Annotated in this window: 20 protein-coding genes, 1 tRNA gene, 2 pseudogenes and 1 riboswitch; of the genes and pseudogenes, 10 read left to right on the top strand and 13 right to left on the bottom strand. The window is 67.1% G+C overall.

Annotated features, from left to right (window positions below):
• From NGR01S_RS00005 to NGR01S_RS33050, 8 genes and pseudogenes are all read right to left on the bottom strand, one after another.
• Window positions 1–201 (bottom strand): annotated as a pseudogene (locus NGR01S_RS00005) (hypothetical protein); the annotation flags it as partial.
• Complete coding sequence (locus NGR01S_RS30685) at window positions 198–767, bottom strand: hypothetical protein (RefSeq protein WP_157107055.1); 570 nt, start codon at window positions 765–767, stop codon at window positions 198–200. The pseudogene NGR01S_RS00005 and the gene NGR01S_RS30685, both read right to left, overlap by 4 nt.
• A 62-nt stretch (window positions 768–829) precedes the next feature.
• Window positions 830–1,498: a HEAT repeat domain-containing protein gene (locus NGR01S_RS00010; protein ID WP_169811844.1), complete on the bottom strand. Its 669-nt coding sequence runs from the start codon at window positions 1,496–1,498 to the stop codon at window positions 830–832.
• Window positions 1,495–1,857, bottom strand: a complete 363-nt coding sequence (locus NGR01S_RS00015) for a hypothetical protein (RefSeq protein WP_063034034.1) — start codon at window positions 1,855–1,857, stop codon at window positions 1,495–1,497. The genes NGR01S_RS00010 and NGR01S_RS00015 overlap by 4 nt, the downstream gene beginning before the upstream one ends.
• An 886-nt stretch (window positions 1,858–2,743) precedes the next feature.
• Window positions 2,744–3,592 carry an isocitrate lyase/phosphoenolpyruvate mutase family protein gene (locus NGR01S_RS00025; RefSeq protein WP_063034038.1) on the bottom strand — a complete coding sequence of 283 codons (849 nt, stop codon included), beginning with the start codon at window positions 3,590–3,592 and terminating at the stop codon, window positions 2,744–2,746.
• Between the two features lie 228 nt (window positions 3,593–3,820).
• Window positions 3,821–4,132: a hypothetical protein gene (locus NGR01S_RS00030; protein ID WP_063034230.1), complete on the bottom strand. Its 312-nt coding sequence runs from the start codon at window positions 4,130–4,132 to the stop codon at window positions 3,821–3,823.
• Between the two features lie 87 nt (window positions 4,133–4,219).
• On the bottom strand, window positions 4,220–4,762 hold the full coding sequence (locus NGR01S_RS31840) for an enoyl-CoA hydratase-related protein (RefSeq protein ID WP_281179675.1): 543 nt from the start codon (window positions 4,760–4,762) through the stop codon (window positions 4,220–4,222).
• Complete coding sequence (locus NGR01S_RS33050; protein ID WP_373861372.1) at window positions 4,696–5,358, bottom strand: enoyl-CoA hydratase-related protein; 663 nt, start codon at window positions 5,356–5,358, stop codon at window positions 4,696–4,698. Before NGR01S_RS33050 ends, NGR01S_RS31840 begins: the two co-directional genes overlap by 67 nt.
• Before the next feature lie 325 nt (window positions 5,359–5,683).
• Here NGR01S_RS33050 and NGR01S_RS00040 point away from each other — a divergent pair, with 325 nt between their 5' ends.
• Together NGR01S_RS00040 and NGR01S_RS00045 are read left to right on the top strand one after the other, a co-directional pair.
• Window positions 5,684–6,097 carry a hypothetical protein gene (locus NGR01S_RS00040; protein WP_157107056.1) on the top strand — a complete coding sequence of 138 codons (414 nt, stop codon included), beginning with the start codon at window positions 5,684–5,686 and terminating at the stop codon, window positions 6,095–6,097.
• Between the two features lie 8 nt (window positions 6,098–6,105).
• Window positions 6,106–6,294 carry a DUF6186 family protein gene (locus NGR01S_RS00045; RefSeq protein ID WP_157107057.1) on the top strand — a complete coding sequence of 63 codons (189 nt, stop codon included), beginning with the start codon at window positions 6,106–6,108 and terminating at the stop codon, window positions 6,292–6,294.
• Between the two features lie 254 nt (window positions 6,295–6,548).
• Here NGR01S_RS00045 and NGR01S_RS00050 read toward each other — a convergent pair.
• Window positions 6,549–6,625 (bottom strand) — tRNA-Pro (locus tag NGR01S_RS00050).
• Window positions 6,626–7,130: 505 nt separating this feature from the next.
• A riboswitch (cobalamin riboswitch) is annotated at window positions 7,131–7,362 on the top strand.
• Window positions 7,363–7,646: 284 nt separating this feature from the next.
• On the opposite strand from NGR01S_RS00050, the gene NGR01S_RS00055 reads away from it, so the two are divergent.
• From NGR01S_RS00055 to NGR01S_RS00070, 4 genes are all read left to right on the top strand, one after another.
• Window positions 7,647–9,074: a short-chain fatty acyl-CoA regulator family protein gene (locus NGR01S_RS00055; protein ID WP_174551642.1), complete on the top strand. Its 1,428-nt coding sequence runs from the start codon at window positions 7,647–7,649 to the stop codon at window positions 9,072–9,074.
• 332 nt (window positions 9,075–9,406) lie between these two features.
• Window positions 9,407–10,909: a 2-methylcitrate dehydratase PrpD gene (gene prpD / locus NGR01S_RS00060; protein ID WP_063034046.1), complete on the top strand. Its 1,503-nt coding sequence runs from the start codon at window positions 9,407–9,409 to the stop codon at window positions 10,907–10,909.
• On the top strand, window positions 10,909–11,823 hold the full coding sequence (gene prpB / locus NGR01S_RS00065; RefSeq protein ID WP_063034048.1) for a methylisocitrate lyase: 915 nt from the start codon (window positions 10,909–10,911) through the stop codon (window positions 11,821–11,823). Before prpD ends, prpB begins: the two co-directional genes overlap by 1 nt.
• Entirely contained in the window at window positions 11,823–12,983 is a 1,161-nt protein-coding gene (locus NGR01S_RS00070) for a bifunctional 2-methylcitrate synthase/citrate synthase (protein WP_063034050.1), read from the top strand. Before prpB ends, NGR01S_RS00070 begins: the two co-directional genes overlap by 1 nt.
• Here NGR01S_RS00070 and NGR01S_RS00075 read toward each other — a convergent pair.
• Window positions 12,962–13,474: a DUF6194 family protein gene (locus tag NGR01S_RS00075; protein WP_063034052.1), complete on the bottom strand. Its 513-nt coding sequence runs from the start codon at window positions 13,472–13,474 to the stop codon at window positions 12,962–12,964. The genes NGR01S_RS00070 and NGR01S_RS00075 overlap by 22 nt on opposite strands.
• 27 nt (window positions 13,475–13,501) lie before the next feature.
• Here NGR01S_RS00075 and NGR01S_RS00080 point away from each other — a divergent pair, with 27 nt between their 5' ends.
• Window positions 13,502–14,254 (top strand): MerR family transcriptional regulator, encoded by a 753-nt coding sequence (locus NGR01S_RS00080; protein WP_063034054.1) that lies wholly within the window; start codon window positions 13,502–13,504, stop codon window positions 14,252–14,254.
• An 11-nt stretch (window positions 14,255–14,265) separates the two neighbouring features.
• Here NGR01S_RS00080 and NGR01S_RS31395 read toward each other — a convergent pair whose 3' ends face one another.
• Together NGR01S_RS31395 and NGR01S_RS32070 are read right to left on the bottom strand one after the other, a co-directional pair.
• On the bottom strand, window positions 14,266–14,514 hold the full coding sequence (locus tag NGR01S_RS31395; RefSeq protein WP_063034056.1) for a hypothetical protein: 249 nt from the start codon (window positions 14,512–14,514) through the stop codon (window positions 14,266–14,268).
• Window positions 14,515–14,520: 6 nt separating this feature from the next.
• A pseudogene (locus NGR01S_RS32070) lies at window positions 14,521–14,932 on the bottom strand (globin domain-containing protein); the annotation flags it as partial.
• A 274-nt stretch (window positions 14,933–15,206) separates the two neighbouring features.
• Between NGR01S_RS32070 and NGR01S_RS00095 the strand changes: the two are divergent.
• The 3 genes from NGR01S_RS00095 (at window position 15,207) to NGR01S_RS00105 (ending at window position 20,280) form a co-directional block, all read left to right on the top strand.
• Window positions 15,207–17,231 carry a CocE/NonD family hydrolase gene (locus NGR01S_RS00095; RefSeq protein ID WP_063034060.1) on the top strand — a complete coding sequence of 675 codons (2,025 nt, stop codon included), beginning with the start codon at window positions 15,207–15,209 and terminating at the stop codon, window positions 17,229–17,231.
• A gap of 338 nt (window positions 17,232–17,569) precedes the next feature.
• Window positions 17,570–18,856 carry an ATP-binding protein gene (locus NGR01S_RS00100; RefSeq protein ID WP_063034062.1) on the top strand — a complete coding sequence of 429 codons (1,287 nt, stop codon included), beginning with the start codon at window positions 17,570–17,572 and terminating at the stop codon, window positions 18,854–18,856.
• An 86-nt stretch (window positions 18,857–18,942) separates the two neighbouring features.
• Window positions 18,943–20,280, top strand: coding sequence for an NAD(P)/FAD-dependent oxidoreductase (locus NGR01S_RS00105; protein ID WP_245664361.1), 1,338 nt, complete (start codon window positions 18,943–18,945; stop codon window positions 20,278–20,280).
• Between the two features lie 52 nt (window positions 20,281–20,332).
• On the opposite strand, the gene NGR01S_RS32755 is transcribed toward NGR01S_RS00105, so the two are convergent.
• Window positions 20,333–20,461, bottom strand: coding sequence for a hypothetical protein (locus tag NGR01S_RS32755; protein WP_281179676.1), 129 nt, complete (start codon window positions 20,459–20,461; stop codon window positions 20,333–20,335).
• Window positions 20,462–20,487: the final 26 nt, after the last annotated feature.

The raw sequence follows: 20,487 nt of genomic DNA on the forward strand, positions 1-20,487 counted from the left end.
CGTGGTAACGATCCGGCTCAAGGCTTCCAAGTCCGCGCCGCGCTGCTGGTCATACAACGCGGCCAGAACGTCGTAGCCACCCCCAGCAGGTGCCTGACCAGTCCATTCGTGATACCGCAGGAGAAAGGCCTCGAAGTAGCGCAGCCCTTCAGCGCCAGCATCCAGGATCGTGTCGACCCTGTCGGCATCGGAAGGTCTCACTCGAACGCTCCTGCGACAGCACCGAGGTTGGTCGCGGTCGACTGATCGACTCCGACGCAGCTGTCTGCGTCGGCCTGAAGTGCTGAGCCGCAGTCGTGTATACAGTTGGCCCAGGAGAAGAGAAAGCGACCAAGATCGTGAAGGCCATTGCCCAGTCGCTCGCCCATAGCCTGATATTCCCGACCTGTGTCGCTGGTCTCGAATCCCCGCGAACTGTCGGAGACACGCAGTGCTGCGTCGTTAACCGTCCCCGCCGACTGTTGTAAGGAATCGGCGATCCCCCGGATCGCTGCTATATCCATCAGCACCTGAGTCAGTCCTCCCCTGTACGGTGGTGGCCCTGCACCACCTGCCCGCCCAAGCGTGAGCCGTTTACCAAAATCTGTTCTGTTACAGGCTTCGACGCGGCGCGCCATCGCTCGGTTCCATCGTTTTGAGATTCTCCGGTAAGTGACCAGCGCAAGCGCCTGGATGCCGACGATGTCCGAAGGCGGCACCCGAAATCGGTGATCCGGGGCCGCCTTCGTTCGTGTCTCACATCTTGCGAGCTCGACGTCCGAGCTCACAGTTCGTCAGTACGACAGAAAGGACACCGTTCCGCCGCGCTCCCGAATCGCGCGCCCGCCCTTCAGCCGGCGGAGCCGGCACGCTCGCGCAGATTGTCCACGGCAGTCCGCGCAGCCTGGCGGACATCCTCGTGAGAGTCTTCCAACAGCGGCTCGATCAAGGCGATCGCCTCTGTCGAGTCAAGGTCGTCGAGCGCGTCGACCGCGGTCTCACGCACGACGTAGTCGCTGTCGCGAAGACCCTGCACCAGCGCCGCATACGCCGACTCCGGCTCCGCCCGAGCGAGATAGTCCAGCACGCTGGCCCGCACAAACGGCGACGGGTGGTTACCCATTCCACGGATGCGTTCCCCCAGTTCTGTGACACCGAGTGAACCGAGAAGCCTGATCGCATCCCCTGCTATCACCGGTTCGGAATCACCTGCCAGCAACTTGAGCTTCTCGACGAACGCCGGCGCACTGCCCTGGTGCATCGCCAAGACTGTGAGCGCTGCACGCAGCTGCGGAATCCGTCGGCCGTCCAGCTCCTGGGTGAGCACCTCGATACCCGGTTCGCCCTGCTCGTACAGCTCTCGGGCGACGGCCTCGTAGTAGTCATCGTACTCGTCACCGGCCGACCACCTGGCCACGAGCTCGGTCATCGACAGACCCGCGAGGCGTTCGCGCATCTCTTCGGCCGTCAGCTCCTCCGACCATGGACTGTCGCCCGTCGACCCTTCCTCTGTGGTCACTTGATCCCACATTCCTTCCTGATGTCATTGAGAGTCTTGCCCTTGAACTCGCCCGGAAACTCCGACTGGATCTTTCCCGGGAGGTCGTTCGAGGTGATGGTGCCGTTGTTGATCTTTGCCTGCAGCTCGCTCTTCCGCTTCGCTGACAGCTTGATCTTGTACTTTTCGGCCAATCGCACAACCTGGGTGAGCAGCTTCACAGCCTTGTCACACGTCGCCTTCGACGGAGCAGCAAGCACCTGTGTATCGACCGCGGTGTAGCCCGGCGCAGCCGCGGCAACGGCACCCGATCCCACCGATACCCCCATCAGCGCCATTCCGACCACAACAGCCGCGCTGACCAGTCTCTTACCGTACATTCCGTCTCCCCTTCTACAGCTCCGAGCGAGGCATCGAAACTCGATGCAGCCCTACGGGCCGTACCCCTGCGGGTTCAGCCGGGCTCGAAAGGATCGGAGCTCCTCCCTTCACCAATATTCGATGCGCAAGCCACGAATCCGGTTCCCCCCGACTGAGATTCCCTATATATGACTCCCATTACACAGGCGTGGCAGAGGCGTCGAGTGACGTTTCGACACGGCGAGCCAATCGACGACAAAAGTCACGCTTAGCGAGTTACCGCAGATAGCCGCGCACTATGTGCGGCAACTCGGCCACCGAGCTGGCGCAACCGCCCCCGGTGTCGCGGTCGACTAACGAAACTATGCGCGATAGTGCCCCGGTTCGGCACAGCTCTCGGCCCTTGGAAGGCCAATTGGGTGCTGCCGGGACTCTTCGCGCCGATGCTCCTCGACCCCCGATATCGCGCCGATCAGGCCAGTGTCCGACGCAGCGTCCGCAGCCTGCAGCAGCGCGGCCTCGTAGATTGTCAGATGATGGACGTACCGGTTCCCCAGAGAGACTCCCAGTACGCGAAGACGCATGACATCGTGCGCAATGTCCTGGTAGCCCGCCTCACTCCCGCCGGCAGGGCATACCTGAGGAACCTGCACAGCCGCTGAACCCGGCGCTGGGCCGGATGGCTCGATCACCCCGCCCCCCATTCCAGCTGCCTAACAGAGCGACTCGACCTCCGATCGGGTGTAGATGGCGCCGATGCCGTGGGCGTGCAGATCGATGTGGATCCCGGCTCGACGCGCGGCTTCGAGAATTTCGAGGCGCCCGAGCAGCGCGTTTTCCCGTCACCGCCGGCATCTAGGTGCCCCCCTTTTACAAGTCCCCAGGCTGCCGCGCGGGCGAGCTCGGTCAGTTCTTCCACAGCGCGGGTACTGGGCTGGATGAGGACTTTAGCGCCGGGGGCGCGGTGACCACCGCGGAATCACCATCGCCGATGGCCAGGGTGAATTCGCCGACGGTGGCACGACGTTGTTCCGGCTCGGCGGTCGCGGTTTCCGCGAGTACGACACGAGTGTCGAGATACTGGACGGGCCTCGCCATACCTCGAACCCAGGGCTTACCCGGGTTGGGTGTGCCGATGAGAGAGGCCCAACGCTGCGACGGCCGACCCTCGAAGAGCTGTGTCCCGGCGAGGTGCCCGCAGCGTTTGGGCGCGACCTGGTCCTCGAACTGCACCGCTGCGGCTCCGGCCGCTTCGAATCTGGCCCTCGTCTCCTCGACCTGCAGGATTCCGCCGTAGCCGGTGTCGGCGTCCACGATCAGCGGCAGATCACTGACCGCGGTCATCCGACGCACCTGCTCGGCCATCTCCGCAAGACCCAGATAGCCGAGGTCCGGCCGGCCCAGCGCGGTAGCCGATAGGGCCGCGCCCGACACATAGGCCGCGCGGAAACCCGCTGCCGCCGCAGCGCGAATCGTCAGACCGTCGTAGACGCCGGGTGCGGTGACCGTTCCGTAGCACAGCATTTCCGACAGCCGCCGCCCGGCGGAGCGGACCGTATCGGGAACCGCACGCAGTTCCCGGCCGAGTCGCCCGCGAGTGATACGCAGGGATGTGAACATCGCGGCCCGCCGCTGGTGCTCCCGCTTGTCGAACAGGTCGCGGTCCAGTGCGGACTGCGATTCGGCCCGTGCCTCGCGGGCCGCCGAATCCGATTGCCGCATACCGTCGTAGTTGCGCTGCACGACCGCCTGCACATGGTTGACGCGGCATCACGGCGGAGTTCGCTGTACAACCGGCCTACATGGGTGTCCTCGGTACCGGTGAGGGCGGCATCGATGCACCGGGCGGCGGCCCACACGTTGTGGATACCGCTGTTCATCTCCATTCCGCCGAGCTGATCTCACAGCCATCGCCGTCCGTCGGTCGTGTCCCGTGGCCGTGTCGAGCCCGTCCGCCTCCGGTCGAGGCGCCCGGGCTCGGCGTCAACTTGCTGCCGCCAGCACCTGCCATACCTTCCTGGAACGCGAGCGGGCCTGTGGGGCCGCACAGTTGATTCGTCGGCGCGCCTCGTGGGCGCTGATTCGCAGCAGATCGGTCAATAACTCCACGGTGTCCCTATAGCCGGTGTCCGCGGCGAGGCCACGACGTTCGGCCTCGGCGACGGCCGCGCGCATGGCGGCATCCAGGTGCTTTCGGCGGCGTTCGGTTTCGACGAGTGCGCGCAGCAAGTCGACGTCGGCCAGCTCCGGCCATCCTGGTGTTCGGGCAGCCGGCGCCAGCGCGGTCGAATTCATGGTCACCGATGCAGCATACCTCGATTTAGAACGTATGTTCGATAACCCGGCCGGGGGGATGCCCGAGCCGACGTCGCTGTTGCAGCGCTAATCGCGCCAGACGGGTGGGCGCTTCGCCAGGAAGGCCGCCATCCCTTCGCGGGCGCCGGGAAGTTGAGCGGCGGCGGCCATGACTTCCAGGGCGAGAGCATAGGCATCTGCTTCAGGGCGGTCGAGTTGGCCGTAGAGAGTGCGTTTGCCGAGTGCCTTGCTGGCCCGGCTGCCCCGGGTGGCTCGGGCGAGTAACTCGCCTACGGCTGTGTCCAGATCAGCGTCCGGCACCGCTCGGTTGATCAGGCCCCACTGTTCGGCGGTGCGGGCATCGATCGGGTCGCCGGTGAGGGCCAGTTCCATCAGGCGTTTACGGCCGATGGCGCGGGCCACCGGAACCGCGGGGGTATGACAGAACCAGCCACCCTTGCCGCCGGGAAGCGCGAAACCGGCCGATTCGGCGGCGACGGCCAGATCGCATGAGGCCACCAGCTGGCAGCCGGCGGCCGTGGCCAGACCGTGTGCCCGGGCGATCACCACCTGCGGCACCGACTCGATGGTCGACATGAGCTCGGTGCACAGGGTGAGCAGCTCCTGCACGCCGAGCAGGTCGCGACGCCGAGCAGGTCGCGCGCCGCGACGTCGGCGAAATCATGTCCCGCGGAGAATACCGGACCCTGTGCCCCGAGAACTATCCCGGTGGCGTCGGTCTCGCCGCCGGCCCGGAATGCGGCAAGCAGTTCGGCCAGATACTCGCCCGACAGAGCATTGCGCCGCCCCGGCCGGTTCATGGTGATGCGCACCGTGTCGGCATCCCGCGCGACCAGCAGATGCCGACGCCTCAAGGCGGTCATATCTCCACCGTAGATCTCTTCGAGCGACGACACGACACCTCTGGGACGGTCCAAAAGAACCACCCTCCCGGATACAGCCGCAGCAAAGGAGGGTCGGCGGCGGGCCAGGTCCGCGAGGTCGTCCCGGCACGCTACATCCCGACACCGGACGACGAGCGCGTGCCTGCGGCCGGCAGCCGCCGGGGCCGGCCCGCACCGAGCGGAGCGGATGGCGCGGGAGTACCCCACCGACAACTGGACGCATCCGGCACCGTGCCCCGACGTTCCTGGCGTACCGCATCGGTAGCGCGGTCGCTCGCCAACTGACGCCGACCCTTGATGCGGCCTGCTTGCGTCGATCATCACTTGTCCATATCGGCCTCGCCTTGGCTCGGCCGCATCGCTCCCGCGGCGGTCGGTGGCTTGATCCAGCCCGTGGCATGCGCGTGGAACGTCCGGATGGTGCTGGATGGGTAGACCGGGCAAGGTACGTTCCGGCGTCGCGTTCAGCAGTTCGGGAGCTCGGCTGGTAGTGGGATATCCGGTGCCGCAGGATGTCGGCGAGGTCTCCGACCCGGGAATCGTGGCGAGCAATCCGGTACGGTCGCGAGCAGCGGGTCGAGATCGTCGCGGCGTGGCTGGGTGACCGATGGCCCGGCTCCGGCGCCCAGGGCCTTATTCTGCCCATGTGGCAGGGGAACCGGAGCACTCGGCCCGATCATGCCGGCGGCGGATGCCGCTGTTGGCCGCCGGTGCCGTGCTGGCGGCGGGTGGAGCCGCCACCCGACCGTTCGGTTGGCCGGCAACCCTGCTGGTGCTGGTGCCGGTGGTCGTGGCGACGGTACTGGCGTTCCGCGCGGGGTCCAGGCCGATTCCGTCCACCGCCCGGCTGCGGCGCGGAGTGGCAGTCTGGTCGACGCTGCTGGTCACCGCGTCGGCGTGGGAAGTGTACGCCTTTGTGCGGCAACCTGATTGGACGCAGCCGAGCCACGTACGCCCGACATTGTCGACGCTGCTGGATCCGGCACTCGAGCAGTGGCCGCTGCGGTTGGGCGGATGGCTGGTATGGCTGGGTGTCGGCTGGTGGCTGGTGTCGAGATGAGCGATCGGATGATCATCATCGTCGGCTTCGTACTGGTACTGGTGGTCACGCTCGGCATGGTCGCGGTCACGCACGTGCGCCGGGATCTGGTCGCGTCTCTGGGCGAAACAATCGCGTACCTCACGCGCACTCGGGTTGCGAGGATCGCTGGTGTGCTCGTGTGGGCATGGGTCGGCTGGCACTTTCTCGCGCGATAGTGCCGCAAGGGATCGGACGCGACGAGCCGGACAGCCGGCTCGGGTAACTCGGCAGGAGGATACGAGGCGGTGCGGGGGAGGGCACCAAGACCAAGCGGGCCCGGCCGATACCGATCCTCGAGGAGGCGCTACCGGTGGTCCTGCGCCGTACCGACGCCGCGAGCTTCTGGCCGTGCTGGTCCGAATTGGTCCCGAACCCCGACTGGTGGAATAAGAGAAAAACCCTCCCATGCAGGTGGGAAGGGGTTTTTCTATGGTCGGGCTGACAGGATTTGAACCTGCGACCACTTGACCCCCAGTCAAGTGCGCTACCAAACTGCGCCACAGCCCGTTGCGCCGTGTGTTCCGGCGCTCGATGAGATTACCTCAGAGGTGTTCGAGAGAGGAAATCGGCTGGTTGAGCGGGGTGTTGTTTGATTTCGGACCGCATTCGGGCCGCGGGGTGTGCTGCCGTGTGGGCTCGACTGCTGCCCCGGCTCTCCGCGCGCTCGGATCTCCGGTGTCCGGCATCACGTACCTGATGGAATAGCTCCCTGGGGCTCTCTGTTCGACCCCCTGTCGATGTCCGGACAGCCCCGGGCCGCACCTTCTTCTGTCGCTACGAGCGACCACTCGCCGAGAGGCGCCTGTTGGACGTCGACTTCCCGACCGGACGCCGCTGGGCTCTTTGCCCGGCGGCGTTTCGCTGTCCGCCCCCCTATCTACGGCGTCCGATGGGTAGTCCGTGTGCGCCGTACGCCGGTACTGCCCACCGCCCCACTGGAGTCCCAGCTCGAGCCAGGCATATCCTGACGGATGCAGCTGGTTCATCCCGCGCTGTTTCGGTGTGCGCGGGATGTCGAAGCCTGTCGTTCGGTGTCGGTGACATCGGGTGGCGGGTGAGAGGGAACCCGGTGGGAATCCGGGACTGTCCCGCAGCGGTGAGCGGGAGCGACCGCCGTCAGACGCACTGGGCCGGAGGTTCGGGAAGCGACGGCGTGGTAGTAGCAGCCCGGGTGCGGACCCGGGTCGACCGAGTGAGGGTCGGTGCCCGCGAGTCCGAAGACCTGCCGGTTGTGCCGGGCACGCCGTGTCCGGTTGGCTGTCGCCTCGCGGATCGGGCGTTTCGCCGCCGTTCCACGCCCCGGACCGTGCCCGGGGGCGTCGGGTCGCGCGTTCGTGGGTGGTGGTCGTTGGTGCTACCGATGGAGCGTGCGCTGTGCAGGCCTCTTCGAAGCTGTTCGGCGGGAACATGAATGCGCCGCCGGGGTTCCCGTGCGGTCCGGTGCCTGGGGCCCGGGCTCGCTGTCGTTCGAGTCCGGATCGCTGTATCGGGTGGGTCGTGAGTGGTCATGCGAGGAAAGGTGCCGGCGGTGGAGAAGATGTACGGCGGGGGGCGGTTGCGTGCACTGCGGGAGCAGCGGGGGCTGTCGCAGTCGGGGCTGGCCAAGGCGCTCGGGTTGTCGGTGAGTTATGTGAATCAGCTGGAGAACGATCAGCGGCCGCTGACGGTGCCGGTGCTGATGCGCCTGACCTCCACCTTCGACCTGGAGGTGGGGTTCTTCGCGCCGGAGACCGACGCGCGGCTGCTCGCGGACCTGCAGGAAGTGTTCGCCGAGGATCCCGAGACGGCGGCGGTCACCAGTAGCGAACTCGACGACCTGCTGTCCCGGGTGCCGACGGCGGCGCGGCTGCTGATCAGTCAGCATCGTCGGCTGCGCACGGCCGACGGGCAACTGGAACTACTCACCGCCGGGATCGACGGTCCGGCCGAGGCACCGCGCACCGCTATGCCCTACGAGGACGTGCGGGACTACTTCTACGACCGGCGCAATCACATTCCGGTCCTCGACACCGCCGCGGAGGAACTGTTCACCCGGAGCGGCTTCACGCTCGGCGGGTTGGATCTGCAATTGGCGCGTTTGCTGCGTGACGAGTTCGGGGTGGCGGTGCGGATCCGTTCGGAGGATCCCGGCAGGCCGGGACCCAAGCGCAGCTACGACCCGCAGGCCCGCGTACTCGCGCTCGCGCGGCGGCTGACCGCGGGCCAGCGTGCGTTCCAGCTGGCCACTCAGTTGGCGTTTCTCACGCAGTCCGAGGCGCTCGACGAGCTGCTCGCGGAGACCGGGCCGCTACCGGCGGAGTCGCTGCGGTTGCTACGGATCGGGCTGGCGAACTACTTCGCCGGTGCGCTGATCCTGCCCTACGGGCGTTTTCTGGGTGCGGCCGAGCGATTGCGTTACGATATCGACCTGCTCTCCGCGCAATTCGAGGTCGGGTTCGAGACGGTCTGTCACCGGCTCTCGACGCTCCAGCGGCGGGGGCAACGCGGCGTGCCGTTCTTCTTCGTCCGCACCGACCGGGCGGGAAATATCTCGAAACGGCAGTCCGCTACCGCTTTTCACTTCTCCCGGGTCGGGGGGAGTTGTCCGCTGTGGGTGGTGCACGATGCCTTCGCGACCCCGGGCCGGATCCGCACGCAGATCGCCGAGATGCCCGACGGGCGTACCTATCTGTGGCTGGCCCGTACGACCGGGGAGAGCAACCCCGGATATCTGGCGCCGGCACGGCATTTCGCCGTCGGTCTCGGCTGCGACCTGACCTTCGCGGAGAAGCTCGTCTACTCGCATGGGCTCCCGGTGCGCGATCCGGCGGTCGCTGTCCCGATCGGTGCCGGCTGCCGGGTCTGTGAACGCACCGCGTGCGCGCAGCGGGCGTTTCCGCAGATCGGCCGTCCGCTCGCGGCCGACGAGAACCGTCCGGCGAATACTCCTTACGCACCGGCGAGCAACACTCGCTGATCGGGCCCGAACCGGCGGCATCGGGATTATTCCGATGCATGCCGTAATCGGACGCTCGGTATTCCGCGAATTGATATCGCTCGTAATTTCGATCTACGGCCCTTACACGTCATTCGTTTCGGCGTGCTCAGGCCGCGATGCCGGATCGTGTGTCCGGGCGGCTGCTGGCAGTGTCAGTGCAGGTCCGGGCGTATGGCGACCTTCCGCAACTTACGCAAATTCGCAGGATCTATTCTGCATAATTCGCCTTCTGCAACCCGTTTCCGCGGCCCCGGACTCTCGGTAGCGTGCGAATCGAGTGAATTCCACCGATCGTCTGGAGGTCCTGGACCGTGAAGAATCATCTCGTCCGCACCCACCGTTCCGCGGAGCATTTCCCCCGCGAGGAGCATCTGGCGTGGCAGATCGCCGAGGTGGCGACCGATCCGGTGGAGGTCGCTCCGGAGACCGCGGAGATGATCGTCAACCGGATCATCGACAACGCCGCCGTCGCCGCGGCCGCGCTGACCCGACGTCCGGTAGCCAACGCCCGGGCCCAGGCGTTGGCGCATCCCTACCGGCCGGGGGCGACCGTGTTCGGTGCCGAGGGCCGGTTCTCGCCGGAATGGACGGCCTGGGCCAACGGTGTGGCAGTACGCGAGCTCGACTTCCACGACACTTTCCTGGCCGCGGAATACTCCCACCCGGGCGACAATATTCCGGCGATCCTGGCGGTCGCCCAGCACGCCGGACGTACCGGTCGTGACCTGCTCCGCGGTTTGGCGACCGGCTACGAGATCCAGATCGACCTGGTGCGGTCTATCTGCCTGCACGAGCACAAGATCGATCATGTGGCCCATCTCGGACCGTCGGCCGCGGCGGGTATCGGTAGCCTGCTCGGCCTCGACACCGAGACCATCTACCAGGCCATCGGGCAGGCCCTGCACACCACCACCGCGACCCGTCAGTCGCGGAAGGGCGAGATCTCGAGCTGGAAGGCCTACGCCCCCGCGTTCGCGGGGAAGATGGCGGTGGAGGCCGTCGATCGCGCACTGCGCGGGGAGGGCGCGCCGGCGCCGGTCTGGGAGGGCGAGGACGGGGTGATCGCCTGGTTGCTCGGGGGCTCGGGGGCCGAGTACTCGGTGCCGCTGCCCGGGCCGGGGGAGCCCAAGCGGGCGATCCTGGATTCCTACACCAAGGAGCATTCCGCGGAATACCAGAGTCAGGCGCCGATCGATCTCGCCCGCCGGATGCGCGAGCGAATCGGAGACCTGGACCAGATCGCCTCCATCGTGTTGCACACCAGTCACCACACCCATGTGGTGATCGGCACCGGATCGAACGATCCGCAGAAATTCGACCCGGGGGCGTCGCGGGAAACGCTCGACCATTCGGTGCCCTATATCTTCGCCGTCGCCCTGCAGGACGGCACCTGGCATCACGAGCGGTCCTACACACCCGAGCGCGCGCAGCGCCCCGACACCGTGGCGCTGTGGCGCGGGATCTCCACCGCGGAGGATCCGGAGTGGACCCGCCGCTATCACTCCACCGACCCGCGGGAGAAAGCGTTCGGTGCCCGCGCCGAGGTCACGCTGAAGAGTGGGGAGGTGATCGTCGACGAACTCGCCGTCGCCGATGCCCACCCGCTCGGCGCGCGGCCCTTCGCCCGCGAGCAGTATGTCGCCAAATTCCGCACCCTCGCCGAGGGCGTGGTCGATCCGGCCGAACAGGACCGCTTCCTCGAGGTGGCCCAGCGCACAGGGGAGTTGACGGCCGACGAATTGCCGCAGCTGAGTTTCACCGTCTCGCCGGATGTGCTCGCCCGCGCGCCGCACGCCCCGAAGGGACTGTTCTGATGACCGGGCTCCTCGCTGCGCCGACGCCCGCCGCGGACAAGCGGGCCGCGTTCCGGGCCGGCCTGGCCTCCGGGCGGATCCAGCGATTCCCCGGCGCCTTCAACCCACTGGTGGCGACTCTGATCCAGGAGATCGGCTTCGAGGGCGTGTATGTCTCGGGTGCCGTGCTGTCGGCCGAACTCGGCCTGCCCGATATCGGCCTGACCACGCTCACCGAGGTATCGGGACGCGGGCAGCAGATCGCCCGGGTCACCGATCTGCCGATTCTCATCGACGCCGACACCGGTTTCGGTGAGCCGATGAACGCCGCCCGGACGGTCACCGTACTCGAGAACGCCGGGATCGCCGGCTGCCACCTCGAGGACCAGGTCAACCCGAAACGCTGCGGCCATCTCGACGGCAAGGCAGTGGTGCCCACCGCGGAAATGGTCCGCCGACTGCGGGCCGCGGTATCCGCCCGCCGCGATCCGAACTTCGTGATCTGCGCGCGTACCGATGCGGCGGGAATCGAGGGAATCGACGCGGCGATCGAGCGGGCGAGGGCCTACACCGAGGCAGGCGCGGACCTGATCTTCACCGAGGCACTACGCACGCCCGCGGACTTCGCGAAATTCCGCGAGGCGGTGAGCACTCCATTGCTGGCGAATATGACCGAATTCGGTAAGTCGGAACTGATTCCGGCCGCCACCCTCGAATCGATCGGCTACAACATGGTCATCTACCCGGTGTCCACTTTCCGGCTGGCGATGTACGCCGCGGAGGCGGGCCTGCACGAGATCCACACCGCCGGCACGCAGTCCGGCCTGCTGGACCGTATGCAGCCCCGCAGCCGCCTGTACGAACTGCTGCGGTACGAGCGTTACAACGAATTCGATTCGAGCGTATTCGATTTCACTCTGGAAAGGGACCAGTGATGAGCACATCGTCGCGCGGCGAACCGGTGCGGGGCGGGGCCGCGGCCGCGATACCGACCATCTACAAAGGTCTGGCGGGTGTGGTCGTCGATACCACCGCGATCTCGAAAGTGGTGCCGGAAACCAATTCGCTCACCTATCGCGGGTACGCGGTGCAGGATCTGGCCGCCCACTGCACTTTCGAGCAGGTGGCATATCTGCTCTGGCACGGCGAACTTCCCGGTCACGCCGAGCTGGAGCGGTTCCAGCAGCGGGAACGGGCTTCGCGCCGCGCCGACCGGTCGCTGCTGTCGCTGGTGGCGAAACTACCGGAGACCTGCCATCCCATGGACGTCGTCCGCACCGCCATCAGTTATCTCGGTGCCGAGGACCCCACCGAGGAGGACAATTCGGCGCAGGCCAATCGCGCCAAGGCACTGCGGATGTTCGCGGTGCTGCCGACGATCGTCGCGGCCGATCACCGCCGGCGCCGTGGGCTCGACCCCGTCGCGCCGCATTCCCACCTCGGCTACGCCGAGAATTTCCTGCACATGTGCTTCGGGACCGTCCCCGCGCGGGAACTGGTGCAGGCGTTCGAGGTCTCGCTGATTCTTTACGCCGAGCACAGCTTCAACGCCTCCACCTTCGCCGCCCGCGTGGTCACCTCGACGCTGTCGGATATCTACAGTGCTGTCACCGCCGCCATCGGCGCGCTCAAGGGCCCGTTGCACGGCGGCGCCAACGAGGCCGTCATGCAGCACATGATGGAAATCGGTGACCCGACGCGAGCCGAGCGATGGCTGCGCGACAAGCTGGCCAAGAAAGAGAAGGTGATGGGCTTCGGCCACCGGGTCTACAAGAACGGTGACTCCCGGGTGCCCACCATGAAACAGGCCTTCCTGAATATCGCCGCGGCCACCGACGGGCAGCGATGGGTGCGGATGTACGAGGCGCTCGAGCGCGCCATGGACGAGGCCACCGGGATCGAACCGAATCTCGATTTCCCGACCGGCCCCGCCTACCACCTGCTCGGGTTCGATATCGAGGTGTTCACGCCGATATTCGTCATGAGCCGGATCACCGGGTGGACCGCCCACATCATCGAACAGGGCGAATCCAATGCGCTGATCCGGCCGCTGAGCGAATACGTGGGCGTCGCTCAGCGCCCGGTCGTGGCCTGAGGCCGGAGCCCGGCCGGGCGGTCACGGTTCCCGGACCGCCGGTGGGCACGTGCCCGGGCCCGGTCGTAGGCGACCCCCAGAAGTTCCCGCACGGTTTCGGTGGTGGCCGGGCCCGGCGCCACCACCGCCAGCCAGCCGAGCTCGCCGTACACGGGATGGGCGATCACGGTGTCGGTCACGGCGGGGTCGGTGCCGTCCGGTTCCGGGTCGCGGGGAGCGCGTCCGGTCCAAGTGGTGAACAGCTCCCTACCGGCGTGGATGTTCACCCGGAAGACGCCGGTCCGGTCGAGCCGGGATCGTGCGTCGCCGGGGTAGTTCTTGGTGACGAGGGTGGCGAAGGGCTGGGTATTGGCCGGGACCGTGCCGTCGGGTGCGTAGTAGAAGAACGCGTCACCCCACGCGATCTCGGGGGTCCCGTCGCCGGGGCAGGGTTGCTGGATCAGTACGCCGTCGCGGGCGCCGAGGTATTCGATGATCTCGTCGAAAGTCATGTCTTCGAGCGTTACATTGAAGTGCTTATGGAGAGTTGTGGCGAGAAATGGCCGGAAAACGCGACCCGAAGTCGCAACTCCGCAGGTCTGCGGACCGCTGATATCGCCCGGGCCACCGGCTACTCGGTCCAGCAGATCCGCAACCTCGAACGCGACGGTGTGCTCCCGCCGGTGCCGCGCACGCCCGGTGGGTACCGGATGTACGGCGTGGCCCATCTGTGGGCGGTGCGGGCCTATCGCGCGCTGGCGGCCGGATCCGGTCCGGTCGAAGCGAAACGGATTCTGCGCGCGGCGCGGGATCATGGCCCGTCCCGGTTGTTCGCGTTGCTGGACCGCGCGCACGCCGATCTGGATCGGGGTCGCCGCGACCTCGCGTTCGCGCGGGAGGCGGCGCGGGCGATCGCCGGCGAGCCGCTCGGCGATATCCGGCCGGCCGATGCGATGAGCATCTCCGAACTGTCCCGCGCGCTCGGCGTCCGGCCCTCGACGTTGCGGCACTGGGACGCCGAGGGGCTGGTCGTGCCGCAGCGTGCCGAGGGCGCGGTCCGCCGGTACCTGCCCGATGACGTCCGGATCGCGCGGCTGGTCCAGCAGCTCCGCCTCGCCGGATACGGTATCGCCGCGCTGCGGGAACTGATTCCCTGGTTGCGGGGCGCCCACGGCTGGGACGAGATCGGCCGGGCCCTGGCGGCGCGGGACGCCGGACTCGACGTCCGGTCCGCGGCTTTGTTCGAGGCCGGTGCCGCGCTGCATATGCTGTTGCGGGCGGAGCGCGGCTGATTCGCCCCGGGTTACGCCGTGCTGTCCCGCGAGTCGGTGGGGCCGAACTGTTCGGTGCGGATCCGTCCGGACGGGATGCCTTGTTCCAGCAGCGTGCCGCGGACCGTGTGCAGGACGCCGGTGGGGCCGCAGGGGAGGTACTCAGACCACACCGACCGCGCCCCCGGCACCCTGCCCAGCGCCTCCCAGAAGACCGCGCCGGGTCGCCCCCGGACTCCGCGTAGAGCCGGTTCTCCAGTGCGATCAGCACCGTCGGCCATCAGTTAGTACACGCGGTCCCAGGCGGCGGCGATCGGTTCGGTGACCACCTCGGCGCCGAGGACCTCGACGATGGCGGCGAAGAGGTGTTCGTGCACCACGTCGTACTGCCCGGCGGTGATCCCGAGGGACGAGTGCTTGTGCCCGATTCGCGCGAGCATCGAGTCCGGCTGTGGGGCGGTGGGATCGATGAGCCAGGCGGCGAAGCAGGAGATGGACGCCGCCAGCGCGCCGCGGCTGCGTGCCCTGGGCCTGGTCGCCGCGGTTGAACAGGTCGCGGCCGAGCTGCGGATGCCGCTCGAACAGGTCGCGATAGAAGGTGGCGGTGATCGCGTCGAGATGCGCCTCGACCAGCGGCAGCGTGGCACGCACGATATCGGCGTGCCGGGCGTCGAGACCAGGGGCGGGCGTGGTGGTCATAGCGGTGTCCTGCATCGGCCGGGTAGCCCGGCGAGGTGACAGTGCGCGAATCCGGGCGCGCAACGGGCACTGTTTAGCACCGCGCGGGCGGGGAAGCCGCCCGATCAGGGCGAGTACACCGGACCGGGCACACCAGGTCGGCTGGATAGGCGGTGTGCGAGTTGGACGAGAAGTGAAGATCCGCGTCGGCCGCCGCACGGACGTTGTCCGCGTGCGGTGGGCCGCCGTGCCCACGGCGCGGCCGGGCGGATCGTGAGTACGACGAGGAGGATCGATGCGGACAGTGACATCGCTGCCCCAGCAGATCACCGTGGACGAACACCTGTGGATCCCGATGTCGGACGGAACCGGATTGGCGGCCAAGGTGTGGCGGCCGGTCGCCGCCGACGACCGGCCGGTCCCCGGCATCCTGGAGTACATCCCCTACCGGAAACGCGATCTGTCCGCGGTCCGCGACTCAATCCACCACCCCTATATGGCGGGCCACGGATACGCTTGCGTCCGAGTCGATCTGCGTGGCACCGGTGAGTCCGAGGGGGTACTCGTGGACGAATACCTCGAACAAGAGCATCGCGATGCCGAGGACATCATGGAATGGATGGCCACGCAGCCCTGGTGCGACGGCCGGATCGGAATGATGGGTATTTCCTGGGGCGGGTTCAACTCGCTGCAGATCGCGGCGCGCAAACCACCGCACCTGCAGGCCATCGTCATCTCCTCGTTCACCGACGACCGTTACTCCGACGATATGCACTACATGGGCGGCGCATTGCTGTCGGACAATATCGCCGAATCGGCCACCATGTTCGCCTACAGCACCTTGCCCCCCGATCCGGCACTGGTCGGCGACCGATGGCGCGATTTGTGGTTCGAACGGCTGGAGAACTGCAGTCTGTGGGCGGCCAATTGGCTGGAACATCAGCGTCGCGACGAGTATTGGCGCCGGGCCTCGGTATGTGAGGACTATGCCGCCGTCCAGGTGCCGGTGCTGGCCTCGAGCGGGTGGGCCGACGGCTATTCGAACGCGGTCGGCCGGTTGCTCGCCAACCTGGATGTCCCACGCAAGGGACTGATCGGTCCCTGGTCGCACAAGTATCCGCATCTGGGCGAGCCCGGCCCCGCGATCGGGTATCTCCAGGAAGTCGTGCGCTGGTGGGATCACTGGCTCAAGGATGTCGACAACGGCGTGCTGGACGGGCCGGTATTGCAGACCTGGATGCAGGAGAGCGTGCCACCGTCGACGGCTTACGAGGACCGGCCCGGCCGGTGGGTGGGGGAGCCCGAATGGCCCTCACCGAATATCGAGTTCACCGAATATCCGCTGGGCCGGTACCGGATCGCCGAGCCCGGCGAGGAGGTGGCGCCGGTGGCGCTGCCCGTCGAATCGCCGCTGTCGGTGGGGCAGTTCGCCGGGAAATGGGCGTCCTACAACGCTCCGCCCGATCTGCCCTACGACCAGCGCGAGGAGGACGGCGGCTGCCTGGTCTTCGAGACCGACGCCCTCGCCGAACGGTGCGAGATCCTGGGCGCACCGACGGTGACCCTCGAGGTGTCGGCCGCCGAACCGGTCGCCATGGTCGCGGCCAGGTTGTCCGATGTGGCGCCGGACGGACGGGCGACCCGGGTGACCTACGGTCTGCTCAATCTGACCCACCGCGACGGTCACGACGATCCCCGGCCCCTGGTCCCCGGCGCGCGCTACCGCGTCACCGTGCAGCTCAATGCCGTGGCCCAGGCGTTTCCGGCGGGGCACCGGATCCGGCTGTCGCTGTCCACATCGTACTGGCCGCTGGCCTGGCCGCCGCCAGTGCCGGCGCAGGTCACCGTGTACACGGAGGGGAGCGGCCTGCGGCTGCCGATCCGGCCGATGGCGGACGCCGACGAAGGCTCGGTGCAGCCGTTCGGCGAGCCCGAGGGCGCGGAACCGATGCGGGTGACCCAGATCAGCCCCGGTGAGCAGAAATGGACCGTGTCCCGTGACCTGGTCGACTACCGGTCCGCCCTGGAGATCGTCAAGGACGCCGGCCTGATCCGCTACGACGAACACGAACTGGAAGTGGATCGGAAGGTCCGGGAACGCTACGGCTGGCAGGCCGACGATTTCTGCTCCGCCACCGCGGAGACTTCGTGGTCGATGAGTTTCGCCCGGGGCGAGTGGCGCACCCGGACCGAGACCCGCACCCGGGTCACCTGTACGCCCACCCATTTCCTGGTGCACGCCGAACTCGACGCGTTCGAGGGCGAGCAGCGCACCTTCTCACGGAACTGGGACAGGAGGGTCCCGCGTGACCACGTCTGAGGTCCGGTCGGCGGTTCCCGCGAATCCGCCGCGACGAGTCTGCGCGCCGGCTGCTGATCGCCGCCCTGCGGCTGATATGGGCCGGTTCCGCGCGCGGTGCGCCCACGAAGGCGTCGACCTCGGGTATCACGAATTCGCCGGAATGTTCATGCCTGGCCGCCGGCGGATATTCCGGAGGCCCGCCGTGCGCTGCGTGACCTGGTGCGAATCGTGAATCTGCCACCATCGTGACGATCGTTCGCCCCCGGGCCGCTTCGTTTTCCGGACGGTTCCGGGGCTACGATTTTCGTTCACCGGCCGAAGCGTTTGAGTTCGGGACATATGGTTAGCCGGTCGGTGTGAGGAAGAATATTTTCGTACCTGCTCTGACCGATTCCCAGCGCGAAGAAATCTCGACCGTGGAAGTTCCGGGTGGATTTTCTCTGCACGGCTTGCTCGATTACGAAACTTTGATTACGGCCGACGAATACGACTTCGACGAGCTGCTCGATCGGGCCCGCGCGGAACTGCGTGCCTTCGATGGCCGGGTGGATGCGATCATCGCGCACTGGGATTTCCCGACCAGTGTGCTCGTGCCGATCCTGGCGGACGAATTCGGATTGCCTTCACCCAGTTTGGAAAGCGTGCTGAAGAACGAGCACAAATACTGGAGCCGGGTATTGCAGCGAGAATCGGTGCCCGAATGTGTACCGGATTTCTGCGCCTTCGATCCGTTCGACCCCGACGCGCTGGACAAGATCGATATTCCGTTCCCCTTCTGGGTGAAGCCGATCAAATCTCATTCCTCGCAATTGGGATTCGAAGTGACCGACGCCGACATGTTCGCCACGGCCATCGCACAGATCCGGGCCGAGATCGGCCGGATCGCCGACCCCTTCGACCGCGCACTCGAACGGGTGGACCAGCCGGCGGAGATCCGCGTGGCGGGGGGACGCACCTGCCTCGCCGAGCAGGTGGTCACCGGCACCCAGGCCGCGCCGGAGGGCACGATGTTCCGCGGTGAATTCCATGTGCACGGCCTGTTCGATATGCGAAAGGACGCGGCCGGGCACAGTTTCGACCATCTGGACTATCCGGCGCGGACCGTCCCCGAGGACGTCCAGCAGCAGATGATCGATCTCACCGAGCGCTATCTGCGGCACACCGGATACGACAACGGTTGCTTCAACTCGGAGTTCATGTGGGACGCCGACACCGGTAAGCTGTGGTTGATCGAGGTCAATACGCGTATCTCTCAATCGCACAGCGACCTGTTCGCGAAGGTCGACGGCAGCTCCAATCACGGTGTCGCCATCGATATCGCTCTGGGCCACCGGCCCCGGATGCCCCATCGCAAGGGGGAATTCGCGGTCGCCGCGCAGTGCATGGTGCCCCGGTACGCGGACGGGATCGTGCGCGCGGTACCCGGCGAGGCCGATATCGCTGCCCTGCAGCGCCGTTTCCCGGGCACCGTGGTGCATATCGAGGTCGAGCCCGGTGATCGTCTCTCCGATCTGCCCAACCAGGATGCCTACCGATACAAGCTGGCGACCCTCTATATCGGTGCGCCCGACGCGGATGAACTGGAGCGGCGGTACCGCGAAGCGATCGACGCCCTGCCGTTCGAATTCGCCGAGACCGACTGAGGAACGTCGCCGGGGTCGCCGCCGTATGTTTCGGCGGCGATCTTCCGGGAACCGCCGAGGGAGCCGAGACGAAGGAGGAGGTGGCCGTGCCGGACGTCGAGAGCACCGTCGACCGCAGTGCCGGACCGCAGCGGGTGGTGATCGTGGGCAGCGGTTTCGCCGGGTTCACCTGTGCCCGTCATCTGTGCCGCCTGCTGGCGAAGCAGGAACGCGATACCGAGGTCGTGCTGGTCACGCCGAACGACTACATGCTGTACACGCCGCTGCTGCCGGATGTCGCCGGCGGGCTCATCGACCCGCGCTTCGTGGCGGTGTCGCTGGCCGATGCCCTGCCCCGGGTCCGGCTGGTCGTCGCCACGGCCGAATCGATCGATCTGGACAACAAGACGGTCACAGTATCCAGCGAGCACCACGCGCCGCGGGAACTGTCCTGGGATCGGCTGGTGCTCACCCCGGGGTCGGTGACCCGGCTGTTCGACATCCCCGGGCTCCCCGAGCACGGCCGCGGCCTCAAAACGGTCGCCGAGGCGCTGTACCTGCGGGAGCAGCTGCTGCGGCAACTGGAATTGGCCGATCAGGAGGAAGACCCGGAGCTGCGCCGGGCGCGCCGGACCGTGGTCGTGGTCGGCGCCTCCTACGCCGGTACCGAGCTCGTCGCGCAGTTGCGGGCCCTCGCCGACACCTACGCGAAGCGCCGCGGTTTCGACCCCGCCGAGGTCCGTTTCGTGCTGCTGGACATGGCCGACCGGGTGATGCCGGAGGTCGGCGAGAAACTCAGCGACAAGGTACTGACCGTACTCCGCAACCGCGGTATCGATATCCGGCTCGGAATGTCGTTGAAGGAGCTCGCCGAGGACCATGTCGTGCTCACCGACGGCACACGGATCGCGAGCCATACCGTTGCCTGGGTGACGGGTGTGACCGGCGCGCCCGTGCTGGGCACCCTCGGGCTGCCGATGGAACGTGGGCGGCTGACCGTCGATGCAGATCTGCGCGTACCCGGCCACCCCGATGTTTTCGCCGGCGGTGACGCGGCCGCCGTCCCGGACCTGACGAAACCGGGCAAGATCACCCCGCCGACCGCGCAGCACGCCACCCGGCAGGGCAAGGTCCTGGCCCGCAATGTGGCCGCCAGTCTGGGGATCGGCACGCAGGCGGTGTACAAGCACCGCGATATGGGGCTGGTGGTGGACCTGGGGCCCGGATTCGCGGTCGCCAATCCGGTGGGTATCCGGCTCTCCGGCCTGCCTGCCAAGGCGGTGACCCGCGCCTATCACACCTATGCGCTTCCCCGCGGGATCAACCGCTGGGCGATTTCGCTGACCTATCTGACCAACGCGTTCGCGTCGCGTCCGCTCACCCTGCTCGGCCTGGTCGGCCCGGAAGAGGCCAGCTTCGGTAGTAGCGAGGGCATCCGCCACTGAGCACACCGCGTTTCCGAGCGGCGCACAGGTTGCTGCCAGTCGGCGTGGATGTTCACCCAAAAGACACCGGGCCGGGACCGGGAGTGCTCGTCATCGGGTAGTCCTTGGTGACGAGAGTGGCGAATGGCCAGATTTCGGCCGGGACCCCGCCGTGCGGATTCTGCGCGAGGCGCGCGAGCATGGCCCGATTCGAGGACGCCGATCATC

The organism is Nocardia grenadensis NBRC 108939, from assembly GCF_001613445.1.
Lineage (GTDB): Bacteria > Actinomycetota > Actinomycetes > Mycobacteriales > Mycobacteriaceae > Nocardia > Nocardia grenadensis.

Bases quoted from the DNA above. Each gene is read 5' to 3' on its own strand.
- NGR01S_RS00015 (WP_063034034.1), bottom strand. From the start codon at position 1,857: ATGTACGGTAAGAGACTGGTCAGCGCGGCTGTTGTGGTCGGAATGGCG.
- NGR01S_RS00030 (WP_063034230.1), bottom strand. From the start codon at position 4,132: ATGAATTCGACCGCGCTGGCGCCGGCTGCCCGAACACCAGGATGGCCG.
- NGR01S_RS33050 (WP_373861372.1), bottom strand. From the start codon at position 5,358: ATGATCGACGCAAGCAGGCCGCATCAAGGGTCGGCGTCAGTTGGCGAG.
- NGR01S_RS00045 (WP_157107057.1), top strand. From the start codon at position 6,106: ATGATCATCATCGTCGGCTTCGTACTGGTACTGGTGGTCACGCTCGGC.
- prpB (WP_063034048.1), top strand. From the start codon at position 10,909: ATGACCGGGCTCCTCGCTGCGCCGACGCCCGCCGCGGACAAGCGGGCC.
- NGR01S_RS00070 (WP_063034050.1), top strand. From the start codon at position 11,823: ATGAGCACATCGTCGCGCGGCGAACCGGTGCGGGGCGGGGCCGCGGCC.
- NGR01S_RS00075 (WP_063034052.1), bottom strand. From the start codon at position 13,474: ATGACTTTCGACGAGATCATCGAATACCTCGGCGCCCGCGACGGCGTA.
- NGR01S_RS00080 (WP_063034054.1), top strand. From the start codon at position 13,502: ATGGAGAGTTGTGGCGAGAAATGGCCGGAAAACGCGACCCGAAGTCGC.
- NGR01S_RS31395 (WP_063034056.1), bottom strand. From the start codon at position 14,514: ATGGCCGACGGTGCTGATCGCACTGGAGAACCGGCTCTACGCGGAGTC.
- NGR01S_RS00095 (WP_063034060.1), top strand. From the start codon at position 15,207: ATGCGGACAGTGACATCGCTGCCCCAGCAGATCACCGTGGACGAACAC.
- NGR01S_RS32755 (WP_281179676.1), bottom strand. From the start codon at position 20,461: ATGCTCGCGCGCCTCGCGCAGAATCCGCACGGCGGGGTCCCGGCCGAA.